The 12,854-nt window shown below is 63.7% G+C and carries 11 protein-coding genes; 4 read left to right on the forward strand and 7 right to left on the reverse strand.

Annotation, left to right across the window (positions count from 1 at the left end; genetic code table 11):
- Positions 1–47 precede the first annotated feature (47 nt).
- Positions 48–1,232 (forward strand): GGDEF domain-containing protein, encoded by a 1,185-nt coding sequence (locus tag ACXAJV_RS13855; RefSeq protein WP_475086024.1) that lies wholly within the window; start codon positions 48–50, stop codon positions 1,230–1,232.
- On the opposite strand, the gene ACXAJV_RS13860 is transcribed toward ACXAJV_RS13855, so the two are convergent.
- The 4 genes from ACXAJV_RS13860 to ACXAJV_RS13875 form a co-directional block, all read right to left on the reverse strand.
- The gene (locus ACXAJV_RS13860; protein ID WP_475086025.1) at positions 1,229–1,738 is read right to left on the reverse strand and encodes a DUF6702 family protein; all 510 of its coding nucleotides are present in this window, start codon (positions 1,736–1,738) and stop codon (positions 1,229–1,231) included. The genes ACXAJV_RS13855 and ACXAJV_RS13860 overlap by 4 nt on opposite strands.
- Before the next feature lie 15 nt (positions 1,739–1,753).
- Entirely contained in the window at positions 1,754–4,192 is a 2,439-nt protein-coding gene (locus ACXAJV_RS13865; protein WP_475086026.1) for a M1 family metallopeptidase, read from the reverse strand.
- Positions 4,193–4,263: 71 nt separating this feature from the next.
- The gene (locus tag ACXAJV_RS13870; RefSeq protein ID WP_475086027.1) at positions 4,264–5,586 is read right to left on the reverse strand and encodes a DUF8173 domain-containing protein; all 1,323 of its coding nucleotides are present in this window, start codon (positions 5,584–5,586) and stop codon (positions 4,264–4,266) included.
- A 66-nt stretch (positions 5,587–5,652) separates the two neighbouring features.
- Entirely contained in the window at positions 5,653–6,423 is a 771-nt protein-coding gene (locus ACXAJV_RS13875) for a hypothetical protein (RefSeq protein ID WP_475086028.1), read from the reverse strand.
- 270 nt (positions 6,424–6,693) lie between these two features.
- Here ACXAJV_RS13875 and ACXAJV_RS13880 point away from each other — a divergent pair, with 270 nt between their 5' ends.
- Positions 6,694–8,346, forward strand: a complete 1,653-nt coding sequence (locus ACXAJV_RS13880) for an AMP-binding protein (RefSeq protein ID WP_475086029.1) — start codon at positions 6,694–6,696, stop codon at positions 8,344–8,346.
- Positions 8,347–8,513: 167 nt separating this feature from the next.
- Positions 8,514–9,719: a glutathione S-transferase family protein gene (locus ACXAJV_RS13885; RefSeq protein WP_475086030.1), complete on the forward strand. Its 1,206-nt coding sequence runs from the start codon at positions 8,514–8,516 to the stop codon at positions 9,717–9,719.
- A gap of 12 nt (positions 9,720–9,731) precedes the next feature.
- Here the strand turns inward: ACXAJV_RS13885 and ACXAJV_RS13890 are convergent, their stop codons facing one another.
- The 3 genes from ACXAJV_RS13890 to ACXAJV_RS13900 form a co-directional block, all read right to left on the reverse strand.
- Positions 9,732–10,391: a hypothetical protein gene (locus tag ACXAJV_RS13890; protein ID WP_475086031.1), complete on the reverse strand. Its 660-nt coding sequence runs from the start codon at positions 10,389–10,391 to the stop codon at positions 9,732–9,734.
- A 62-nt stretch (positions 10,392–10,453) separates the two neighbouring features.
- A complete protein-coding gene (lpdA, locus tag ACXAJV_RS13895; protein WP_475086032.1) occupies positions 10,454–11,854 on the reverse strand; it encodes a dihydrolipoyl dehydrogenase in 1,401 nt (466 codons plus the stop codon).
- Between the two features lie 101 nt (positions 11,855–11,955).
- On the reverse strand, positions 11,956–12,327 hold the full coding sequence (locus ACXAJV_RS13900; RefSeq protein WP_475086033.1) for a cupin domain-containing protein: 372 nt from the start codon (positions 12,325–12,327) through the stop codon (positions 11,956–11,958).
- A 74-nt stretch (positions 12,328–12,401) separates the two neighbouring features.
- Here ACXAJV_RS13900 and ACXAJV_RS13905 point away from each other — a divergent pair, with 74 nt between their 5' ends.
- Positions 12,402–12,812, forward strand: coding sequence for an ACT domain-containing protein (locus ACXAJV_RS13905; RefSeq protein ID WP_475086034.1), 411 nt, complete (start codon positions 12,402–12,404; stop codon positions 12,810–12,812).
- Positions 12,813–12,854: the final 42 nt, after the last annotated feature.

Raw genomic sequence — 12,854 nt, forward strand, 5'->3', positions numbered from 1 at the left:
TGCAAAGACTGCAGTCAGACCGTTAACGTCGCTGAGGAGACAAGGACATGCTTGACACCCGATCGCTTGTCAGCGCCCTTGCGCTTATCCTGACGATCGGGATCCTGCTGCACTTCGTGAACTGGCGCATCCATCGCACCAGCGAGGGTGCGAAATACTGGTGCATCGGGCTGAGCGTCCAGACCGTCGGCCTTTTCCTGTCGACCGCCTTCAATATCGGACCGGACACCGATCCGGTCTTTCTCTTCTTCATGAACATGATGGTCAGTTCCGGTCATGTCCTGATGCTGTTCGGAACCGCCTCCTTTGCCGAACGTCCTTTCCGGCCGCACGTCTATGCAGGCCTCGCCGGCATCATGGCCCTGGGCTATGGCTGGTTCTGCCTGGTCGACACGAATGTTGTCGGCCGGGTCCTGACGCTCGCCGGCATCCTCATCGCGACCAACATGCTCAGCCTCTCCCGGCTTTGGACCATCGCCCGGCGCGACGGACCGGCCGGCGCCGTGGTACTCGGCGCCGCAATGGTCGCCACAATCCTGGTCTCCACGGCCCTTTTCGTGCTCCAGCTGGCCAATGCCGGAGCCAGCGTGGAAAACGTCTATGACAGCGATAATCCGCTCCTGCCCATCGCCGTGATGACGCTGATCGCCTTCGAGACGACGACAATCTTCGGCTATCTGCTGCTGAGCGCCGGCTATTCCCAGGCCCGGCTGAGCGAAATGGCGCTGACCGACCCGCTGACCGGCCTGGCCAATCGCCGGGCCTTCGACCGGGAAATCGTGCGCCGCCTGGCAACGGCAACCGCGCCGGACCGCCAGATCGCGATGATCCTGTTCGACATCGACCGGTTCAAACAGGTCAATGACACGCATGGCCACGATGTCGGCGACCGGGTTCTGCAGCACATTGCCACGATCGCCCGCTCGGTCTCGCGGCGGCGCGATATACTCGCCCGGATCGGCGGCGAGGAATTCGCAATCATCGTCGATGAACGCGACAGCGCCGCGCTCGAGCCCCTGGCCGGTCGCCTGCGCTCGGCCGTAGAGGCCGCGCCCGCACGGGTCGAGGGACTGCACGTTCCGGTCACGGTTTCAGCCGGGTGCGCCCGTGCGGTCTGCCGCGATGCGGCCGATGTGGAAAAACTGTTCCGCGCCGCCGACACAGCGCTCTACAGCGCCAAGTCAAACGGGCGAAACCGGGTGGAAATGGCCGCTTCCGCCGGACAAGCCTAGCGCTCGAAGCGGACGCGTACCGGCGCGCGACTCCCCGGCCCCTGCATCGCCGTGCGGACATGGGATTGGAAGCGCAAATTGGTCATCATCACCTGATCGTCGAACGCCTCAGCAAGAAGATCATTATCGACGATGAAGCTTTCGGTTTCCGACGGCTGCGGCGCGACAAAATAAATCCAGGCAAACTCGCCATCGACCTCGGCGCCGACATAGTTCAGCTCGAACAGGTCGCCCTCACCGTCCGCCATCCGGAACCGCTCACCGGCATAGGCGCCGACCGTTTCCAGCCCGGCTTCGGTCCCGAGGAACTGCGCCGCATCCTGTTCGTCGCGATCGAGCGCGGTCAGGAGGTCGTGGGCGAACAGCCGGTGCACGATCTCCATCTCGCCGGTGCGCGGATTGACGGCAATCTCGGTGACACCCGCGTGGACGCGGTGGGCGCTGGCCGGCGCTGCAACAAGCAGAACACCGGCCAGGCCTGTCAGAAGTGTGCGAAGCCGCAGCATTCGCGCAGATCCTTCCTATTGCGGACGCGTACGGATCGAGTCGCGCGTCACGCGCTGATCCATATCGTCCATCATCGTGCTGCTGCTCGATGAGGATGACCGGTAGACTTCCAGCCGGCTCGGCTCGATGCGCGGCGGGAAGAAATTGTCGGACCGGTCCGCATCGGCAGTCTCGTGCAGCGGATCGAGCTCCACCGACACGACTTCACGATCGGTCAGATAGGTCCAGGTGACATTCTCCGGATTATAGCGCCAGACCTCGGCCGGGATCCGCACGATCTCGGTGCCGCCATCCGCGAAGGTGAATTCGAGAATGATCGGCATCACCACACCGCCCTGGTTGGTGAAGTCGAGATAGTAGATGCGCTCGTCGCTGTCGACGATCGCCGCTTCCCAGTCCTCCAGCTCCTCGCGGAAGCTGTCATAGGCCTCGCGTTCGCGATTGGTCACCGTGTGGGCGTCATTGCGCGTATAGAAGTCGACCACCTCCGGATTGCGGGCGTCGTAATAGGCGATGCCTTCCTCACGATTGGCGGCCTGGGTCAGGCTTTCCGGATTGGCGTCGGCGGCGGCGCGCTCACGGGCATTCTCGATCTCCGGATTTTCCGTGTTGAACGTGCCCTCGATCACCCGGTCGAGCGAGATGTCGACATGGTCGGTCGAGTAGAACCAGCCGCGCCAGAACCAGTCGAGATCGACACCGGAGACCTCTTCCATCGTGCGGAAGAAATCATACGGGGTCGGCCGGCGGAAACGCCAGCGATTGGCATAGGTGCGGAAGGCTTCATCGAACAGTTCGCGGCCCAGAACGGTCTCGCGCAACACCACCAGCGCCGTGGCCGGCTTGCCATAGGCATTGCCGCCCAACTGCATGATCGAGTCCGACTGGGTCATGATCGGCATCTGGTTGGTCGACACCATGTAGCCTGTCATCAGGTCCGGATCGCCGCGGCGCGACGGGAAGTCCTCTTCCCACTGACGCTCGGCCTGGAATTGCAGGAAGGTGTTGATCCCCTCATCCATCCAGGTCCATTGCCGCTCGTCGGAATTCACCACCATCGGGAAATAGATGTGGCCGATCTCGTGGATGATCACGCCGATCAGTCCGCGCTTGGCGGTGCGCGAATAGGTCAGATTGCCGTCATCGTCCACCACCGGACGGCCATAGGTGCCGCCGTTGAAGGTGATCATCGGATACTCCATTCCACCCTGCGGGCCGGCGATCGATTGCGCCACCGGATAGGGATAGGGGAAGGAGAAGGAGGAGTAGACGTCCATCGTGTGCTCGACGGCGCGGGTCGAGAAGGCCGACCACAGCGGCTCGCTCTCATTGGGGTAGAAGGACATCGCCATGACGAGCTCGGGCGCCACGCCCTCGCCGTCCTGCTCGACACCCACCGCATCCCAGATGAATTTGCGCGAACCGGCCCAGGCGAAATCGCGGACATTCTCGGCGCGGAACTCCCAGGTGGCTTCGGACCGCGTGCCCCGGCGCTCGTTCGCACGGGCTTCGGACGGCGTCACGATAAAGACCGGCTCTTCGGAGGTCCGGGCTTCTTCCAGACGATCACGCTGGGCCTGGTTGAGGACATCTTCGGGGTTCTGCAGCACACCGGTCGCGGAGACGATGAAGTCCTGCGGCACGGTGATGGACACATCATAATCACCGAATTCAAGGGTGAATTCGCCGCGGCCCAGGAAGGCCTTGTTGTGCCAGCCCTCATAATCGGAGAAGGCCGCGGCACGCGGGAACCATTGCGCGATCTGGTAGATACAGTCGCCGCCGGTATCTTCGGTTTCCTCGAAGCATTCCCAGCCGGCGCGGCCGCCGATCACGCCGGTCTCGATCAGGCGATAATCCCACTCGATGTTCAGCACGACGCTTTCGCCGGTCTCCAGCGTATCGTCGAGATCGATCCGCATCAGCGTGTCGACAATGGTGAAATCGACCGGATTGCCGTCAGCATCGGTCACAGCGGTGATGTTGTGGCCATAACCGTCATCGGCGATCTGCTGGCGCCGGCGCACGGCCGAGGCGGAGATGCCTTCCGGATTGGAGCCGCCGGCACGGCCCGACGAGCGGCCGCCATCGCCGACCGTCTCGGTCATCACCGCGATGGAATCGGGGCGGAAACGGTTCTGGTCCAGCTGGAACCACAGGAAGTCCAGCGGGTCCGGCGCATTGTTTGTGTAGGTGACCGTCTCGGAGCCGTAGAGGTGTTTCTCGTTTTCATCGAGACGGATATCGATGTCGTAGTCGACGTCTTGTTGCCAGTAGTCCGGCCCGGGTGCGCCCGTCGCCCGCCGCTCGCGGTTCGGCGAGGGCCAGTCCTCGTCCTCGAGCTGGCGGAAGGCGTCACGCCAATTATTCGTGGTCTGCTGAATCGGCTGAGCGGCCGCAACGTTGAACGTTGCGGCCGCTGTCGCGATGGCAATCAGGCTGAAGTTACGCATATCCCAGATTCCCCATACCCCTGTTTGCGGGCTTCTATCTGGTTACGATGTAACGTCTGCGCGTGGAATCGTCACCCCATGCTTACTGTTTTGTCATCTTCCGGACTGTTTGCCGCAGCCGGAGCCGTATGACCGTTCTCCCGGCCCAGCGACATCAGCCAGGCGCCAAGGCCGATGAACATCAGGAAGAGACCGACCAGCGCACCCAGTCCCGGCACGGCACCCAGCGCCGCGGAAACCGCCAGCACCAGAATCAGGGACAGAAGGCGCATACCCAACCCCAGGGGCTGTTCCGGCTTGCGGTTGAAGATCAGGTCGCCAACCGCCAGCGCACCCAGCGCCAGGCACAGCAGCAGGAAGGGCCAGAACAGCAGCCACATGATCGGGATCAACAGCACGCCGATCACGGTGATCGCCAGCAGCACAGTCATGATGATCAGGAAGACCGGCGACAAGGCAAAGCTGATAAAGCCCAGGAAGCCGGACACGACAGGTTTGCGGCGGAAGGTGCGCGCCACCCGGGCGGTACCGCGCGGTGTCATCAACACAGCCAGCGCACCCAGCAGAAGCGCCGCACCCGGCACGGCCAGGCCCAGGAAGGCGAAGGGCGCACCGATGATTTCCCAGGGACCGTCGATATCGATATCGATATCGTCCCAGTGCTTGGCGCCGAAATTGAACGGTTCGTACTCATAATCGACCGAGCCGATCTGGGCGCCGGAAGCGACAACCGGCTGGGACGGACCGCGCACGGTGATCTCGCCGGTCACCCGGGCCGAATCGAGAATGTAGACTTCCTCGGCCAGGATCTCGACATCACCGTCGATCAGACCGGACAGCGTGACCTCGGAGCCTTCGACATCCACGTCGCCGCGGACAGTACCGGCAATCTCGATCTCGCCGCCGCCGACTTCCAGACCGTCGCCGAACACGGCATCGCCGTGAACGCCGACATACCCGCCGGCCAGCTGCACTGCGTCGCCAACGGTTGCATCGATCTCGACATTGCCGCCAGCAGCTGCCAGTTCACCGGCGATCGTGCCGCCGACATGGACGTCGCCACCAGCCGCGCTGACATCGCCGGCCACATTGGCGTCGATTTCGACATCGCCACCGGCGATCTCGATATCCCCGCCGACCGAGCCACGAATGGACACGTCGCCGCCAAAGAAGTGGATCGAGCCGGTAACGTCGGCATCGATCCGGCCATCGCCGGCAATCGCGGAAATATCACCCTGGACCTGGCCGCGGACTGTCATGTCTCCGCCGAGGAAGACGACATCATTGCCGCTGCCGTCGATCTCGACTTCGCCGCCGATCACCTGGGCGCCTGCGGCACCCGTCATTGCGGTGATGGCCAGCCCCAGGGCCATGATTGTGTGCTTGATGTTCATAACTCTCTCCCTGCGCCCCCCGGCAGTCAGGTCGTTTGTTGAAAAGAATCCCGGTCCCTACCGGTCTCAGTCGTCGATCAGGTCTTCGCAGTCGCGGCGGTCGCGCGGGGTGAAGACAAGGTCATCCACACGGGCGCCCGACTCGACCTCCGGCTCATGTTCGGCAAACACTTCGAACCGGCCGTCAATGCGGGCCGTCGACGCAATGGTCACGCGGATGCCGCAGACCTGGCCGCCATCATGGACACGGGCACCGATCTCGATATCGCCCTCATCGTCATAATCACGATTGCGGCGCATCTCGTTGATCGCAACGAGTTCAAGCGGACCATGGACCTCGCCATTGATCGTCATCGATCCGGCATGGGCTGTCAGGCCGTGCTGGAAGGTCGCATCGACCTCCATGTCACCGGACGCCAGGCTGGCCGGGCCCGTAATCTGGCCGTGCACGGTCAGGTCGCCTGCCGCGATGGAAAACTCGTCGCGGGCTTCGCCGTTCCAGCTCACATCACCGCCGGCAATGGACACCTCGCCATCGACCTTGCCGTTGAAATTCACGTCACCCGCCGCGATGGAGACTTCACCGCCGACTTCGAGACCGTCGGCATCGACATCGCCGGAGACCAGGCTGAGATCGCCGCCCAGACGGCCGCGCAGGTTCAGATCGCCACTCAGGCGGCTGAAATCGCCATCCCGGTCGAGTACGGTATAGCCGTCCGCGGACCGGTGCTGGCGCAGCATCTTGGTGCCGTCGCCTTCATCGGCGACGACAATAACGCAGCCCGACGTCATCAGTGCGGTGGTCAGGGCCGTGGCCGCAAGCCAGAGCTTGGTCATTCAACTCTCCCATAACGTCCCGGACCTCCTGCCGCCTGGCGTTTTGGAAATCCGGGTCTACGCTCCCCAGCGTTGATTCAGACCATACATTATCGAAAAACGATATCAAGGGAATTTTTCCGTTTTTCGATAAATGTTTTTTGAATTACGAGATGCCGCCCGCATAAAGCGGGGCCACACGCAGCCCCCCTCTTCCCTACGCTCCAAGGCCCGCTAAAATCGGCATCAATATACCGCGCCTGCACGTATGGGCGTACACGGGAGGATTACATGGCAGACACTCCGGCCGCCGGGCTCACCCCGGACACCGGTACGCAAGGCGTATCCGGACAGGTCTACAAGGGCGCCCACCTTGATCCGGCGCGCATTCGCAAGCCGGTCTTCAAGTCGCTGATCGAATCCAGAAACCGGTATGGCGGCAAGAAGCTCGCCGCCGTCGATGCCGACGGCCGGGAGCTCACCTATAACGATCTGGTGAAAGCTTCCTTCGCGCTGGGCCATGCTCTCAAGGCGGGAACCGAAAAGGGCGAAGCCGTCGGCGTGCTCCTGCCCACCGGCGCGGGTGCCATCATTTCCTTCTTCGCGATCTCGGCCTATGGCCGGATCCCGGCCATGCTCAACTTCACCGCCGGCGAACGCGCGCTGAAAGCGGCCTGCCAGGCCTGCAAGGCCAAGCGTATCGTCACCGCGCACCGTTTCATCGAGCTGGGTGAGCTACAGGATCTGGAAGCCGAGCTGAAGAAGGATCACGAGCTGATCTATCTGGACGATGTGCGCGAAAACCTGTCGCTCGGCGACAAGCTCGCCGCCGCCGTCGGCATGGTGATGCCGTCCCTGGTGCGTGCCCATCCCGATCCGGACAGCGCGGCCGTCTACCTCTTCACCTCGGGTACGGAAGGCGATCCCAAGGGCGTCGTGCTCAGCCATGCCAATCTGCTGGCGAATGTCGAGCAGGTGCGCGACCACATCAAGATCTACCCGACCGATCTTGTGTTCAATCCGCTGCCGACCTTCCACTGTTTCGGACTGACCGGCGGCGTGCTGGTGCCGCTCGGCCTCGGCGTGCCGGCGATCTGCCATCCCACGCCGTTGCAGGCCAAGACCATCGTCAAACGAATCGCCGAGACGAAGGCGACCATCCTGTTCGCCACCGACACCTTCATGAACCAGTATGCCCGCGCCGCCGATCCGGACGATCTGTCCTCGCTGCGCTTTGCGGTGTGCGGTGCGGAACGGGTGAAGGACGAGACACGCTCGGCCCTGCGCCGACGGTTCAATGTCGAGATCGTCGAGGGTTATGGCCTCACCGAAGCGGCGCCTGTCCTGTCGGTGAACCAGCCGGAAAACAACCGCCCGGGCACGGTCGGCCAGCTGATGCCGGGCTGCGAGGCGCGCCTGGTTCCGGTCGAGGGGATCGATGATGGCGGTCAGCTGCATATCCGCGGCCCCAATATCATGAAGGGCTATATCCGCCCCTCCGCCCCGCTGCAGCTGGAGGCGCCCGAGGGCGGCTGGCACGATACCGGCGATATCGTCTCGATCGACGAGGACGGTTTCATCCGCATCCGCGGCCGGGTGAAGCGCTTTGCCAAGCTGGGCGGGGAGATGGTTTCCCTCGCGGTGGTGGAAAACTGCGCCACCTCGCTCTGGCCGGACAATATGCACGCCGCCGCCGCCATCCCCGACAAGCGCAAGGGCGAACAGGTCATCCTGCTCACCGACTATGCCAAGGCCGACCGGGCGGACCTGGTGGCCTTCGCGCGCAATCATGGCATTTCCGAACTGGCAATCCCGCGCAAGATCATCCACGTCGAGTCGATCCCGGTGCTGGGCACCGGCAAGACCGATTACGGCACCGTCCAGAAAACGGTGGAGACGTTGATGGCCGAGGAATACAAGCCGGCCGCCGAGCCTGCGGAGTAAGGCCGCCCAACCATGATCCGCTACTCCTCCCCGCCGGCGATGGAACCGATCGGCGGGGTGCGGAGTTGTATCCTTCAACATCGCCTCCCAGGCGATCAGTCCCGCCTCGGGACGCTGCCGCAAGCAGCGAGGGGGCGACGGCAGATTGAGGAAAAGGATCAAGGCCGATGCGTGCCTATACGCTCATCACAGCCCCGGACACCCCCGCTTGTCACAAGGTCCGGACCTATCTGAGATGGCGCAATATTCCCTTTCTTGAAAAGCCTGCCACAGGTCTGGTCCTGCGCTCGGAGGTTCGTCCGCGGTTGCGCCGTATCGATGTGCCGCTGCTGATCGCCGCCGATCAACGCGCCTGGAGCGACAGCCGGGTCATCTTCGACGCCATAGACGCCAATCACGCCGGCTTCCCGATGCGTCCCGACAATGATGCCACCGATGTCGAAACCTGCGTGATGGAAGCCTGGCTCGACCAGCTGGTTGCCCCGGCCGCGAGTTTCTGGCTGTGGTCACGTGATGGAGAGATGGCTGGCGAACGCCTGGCCATGACGGCCTGGCCGGACCACCAAGCCGCCGCACGCAAGCGCCGCGCGCGCATGGCACGCCAGCAGATCGATTGCCGTTTCCGCAAGATGGGTTACCGCACGGGCGATCTGCCCGCGATCGAAGCCCGGCTGGACGATATCCTGGACATGGCCGAAGCCGTTCTGGTTGACACGCCCTTTCTGTTCGGGGGCAGCCCGACCCTCGCCGACTGCTCGCTCCACGCCATCGTGCTGACCCTTACGGGAGCCGGAGACGGCCAGCGTTTCGTCCAGAACCGTCCGGCCCTGCAGGCCTGGGTTTTGCGCATGGCCGGGCCGATCGACCCGCAGCGGGAACCGGTCAAGGGGAGTGGCCGCATCCCCTCACCGCTCTCCTTCCTGCTGGAGCGGGCGGTGAGCGAATTCGTGCCCGTCGGTGTGCGCGCGACCTCGGTCGTTGCCGAATGGGGCGAAGCAAACCCCGGCCAGCAGGTACTGCCGCAAAGCTTTCCCGACCCGTCCGACCCGTCACCGGAGACTTACAATCCGCGCGCCCTGCGTCCGGCCGATGCCTGGCTGCTGCAACGCCTGTGCAACCGGATCCGGGAGATCAAAGGAGCCAGGGTCACCCGGTCGCGCGAGGCACTCGACCGGCTCGGCCTGTCCGAACTGCGCGAATTCAAGCCGCGCCGCACAGTCCAGCGCCGCAACTATCGTTTCGAACTGGAAATGGTGCCGAGCAATGAACGCCCCGTGCCCGATGCTGTCGTCCAGCAAGTGCTCGCAGCGATGGGAAAGGCCGGCCACGAAGCGGCGACGACCAGCGATGTGGTCAATCTCGTCCAGCCCTGACCGGCGCTGCTGCTAGATCCGCTCGCAATCGCGGCCGTCCAGCGCTTCCCAGCTGAACCCGTTCCCGCGCGGACGCGTATCGGAGATGATACGGACCTCTCCCTCCAGCCGCGCACCGGACCGCAGTTCGACTTCCGCGGCGCAGATCAGCCCGCCCTGCCCCAGGCGCCCGGAGATCTCGACCCGGCCATTGCCCTCGTCGCGCCCATGACCGCGCACGGTCACCGGCCCGTCGACATCAGCGCGCAGCACCATGTGCCCGCCATCCATCTCCAGTGCCCCGCGCAGATGACCGTCCAGCGTGACCCGGCCGCCCGCGATTTCGGTATTGCCGGCAATGCGCGCATCGATATCGGCTGTACCGGCCGAGATTTCGGCATCGCCGCCCACCTCGCCGGTGAAGCGCACCCGCCCGCCGGACGCTTCCAGATCACGCCCGACGATCATGTTCGAGCGCACGGTCGCGCCGGACAGTTCCAGATCCCGGCCGACGCGGCCATCGGCACCGACGAACATGCCGGAGAATTCAGCATCGCCGGGCACATCAACATTGCGCGAGGCCACCAGGCCGGCGGCATCGACCGAGCGATCCTCCCCCCGGCCATGAACATCATAGGTACAGGCCGCCAGAGCCGTTGCAGCCGCGGCGCAGAACAGGAAAGGTTTCAGCATGGCATCCTCACGAGATCGGGTTTCGATCCCATGATGCCCGGCACACGCGTTTTGGATGCAGATCAGATGTGCAGGACCCGCCCGTACGCGTCCAGCACGCTTTCATGCATCATTTCCGACAGGGTCGGGTGCGGGAAGACCGTGTGCATCAGCTCGGCCTCGGTCGTCTCCAGCTGGCGGGCGATGGCATAGCCCTGGATCAGCTCGGTCACCTCGGCGCCGACCATGTGGGCGCCCAGCAGCTCGCCGGTCTTCGCGTCGAACACGGTCTTCACCAGGCCCTGATCGTCACCCAGCGCGATCGCCTTGCCATTGCCCACGAAGGGGAAACGGCCAACCTTGACCTCGTGCCCCGCCTCCTTCGCCTTCGCTTCGGTCAGCCCGACCGAGGCGATCTGCGGATGGCAATAGGTGCAGCCCGGAATATTGCCGGTCTCGAAGGCGTGCACGTCCTGGCCGGCGATCTTCTCCACGCAGACCACGCCTTCGTGCGAAGCCTTGTGGGCCAGCCAGGGCGGTCCGGCGACATCGCCGATGGCATAGAGCCCTTTCACATTGGTACGGCCAAACCCGTCATTGACGACATGGCCCTTCTCGATCTTCACGCCGAGCTCTTCCAGGCCGAGATTCTCGACATTGCCGACAATGCCGATGGCCAGGATGACCTTTTCGACCTCGATCGTCTCGGTCTTGCCCTTCGATGTCTTCACGCTGACCTTCGCCGTCTTGCCCGAGGTGTCGAGCTTCTCGACCTGGGCGCCGGTCAGCAGCGTCATGCCCTGCTTCCTGAAGCTCTTGGCGGCGAAGGCAGAGATTTCCTCGTCCTCGACCGGCAGAACGCGATCCATCATCTCGACGACCGTCACATCGGCGCCCATCGTGTTGTAGAAGCTGGCAAACTCGATACCGATCGCGCCGGAACCGATGACCAGGACGGATTTCGGCATGCTCTCGGGCACCATGGCCTCGCGATAGGTCCAGATCTTGTCGCCATCCGGCTCCAGTCCGGCCTGCGGCACAGTGCGCGCCCGGGCGCCCGTCGCCAGGATGACGTGCTTGGCGGTATAGCTGTCCTTGCCGACGACGACCTTCGGGGCCTCGCCGCCCCTGGCCAGTTTCGCCTCACCCTCGATCACCTGGATCTTGTGCTTTTTCATCAGCATGCCGACACCGCCGGACAGGCGGCCCGCGACATCGCGCGAACGCTTGACGATCGCCTTGACGTCATAGCCGATCTTCTCGGCCGACAGGCCGAAATCCTTGGCGTGCTGCATGAGGTGATAGACTTCAGACGTCCGCAGCAGCGCCTTGGTCGGGATGCAGCCCCAGTTGAGGCAGATACCGCCCAGATGCGCGCGCTCGACAACAGCCGTCCTGAAACCCAGCTGGGAGGCCCGGATCGCGGCCACATAGCCGCCAGGTCCGCCGCCGATCACGATCACGTCGAATGCGTTGGAGCTCATGCGGAGACCTCATTTGTTTGCATGCGAAATATATCCCGGGCCGGGAGTCGCGATATAACGGCTGCACCCGTCGCGATCAATGGGAGAACCAGGCCGTACGCCTAGAGGTCCGAGATCGTCTGGGTCAGATCGCTGTCCGGATTATCACCGGTATTCACCACTCCGGCGCGCTCGATCAGCATCATGTGGACTTTCTCGGTCTGTGCGACCGGCCGGTGCCGCACACCCTTGGGAATCACGCACATTTCACCCGGTCCCAGAAGGACCGGATCGGCATTCTCGATCTCGATCTTCAAGATGCCGCGCGTGACAAGAAAGAACTCGTCCTCTTCCAGATGCGCATGCCAGTCGAACGCCCCTTCGGCCTTCGCCAGCTTGATCTCGTAATTGTCCAGCTTTGCCACCCGGCGCGGCGCCCAGGCGTCCTTGAACTGGCTGTGTTTTTCCACCAACGAGATGACTTCAACAGACATGGCATCCTCCGCCCGCCTATATGGCGATGATGTACCAGCCATACCATGATCTGCGCTGAACGAAGGAGTCCGCGATGCACGGCGAGACCGATCTTGAAACCCTGCTTAAAGGCATGTCTGCCCGCCTGCACCCGGGCGTGTGGGCGTTTGCCACCCTGCCGCCCGGCACGCCGGAACCGGCCGGCCTCTCGCCCCTGATGCGCTATGTCGAGGATGAGGGCGTCACGCTGATTCTAGACGCCGCTGCGGCCGCCGATGCCGGCCTGGAAACCGTCTTTCCCTGCCGCCGCATTACCCTGCACATCCATTCCGCCCTCGACGCCGTCGGCTTCATGGCGGCCATCGCGCAGGCGCTGGCCGGAGCCGGAATCGGCTGCAACCCGGTGGCGGGATATTTTCATGACCATCTCTTCGTCCCCGCCGACCGCGCCGACGACGCCATGGCCGTTCTGGAACGGCTCGCCGCCGGCTCCGATTTCGATTGACCGACCGGCCACCCGGCCCTATCAGCGCGCATCTTCCTCGAC

It is taken from the genome of Maricaulis sp. ABE4_448, assembly GCF_056160825.1.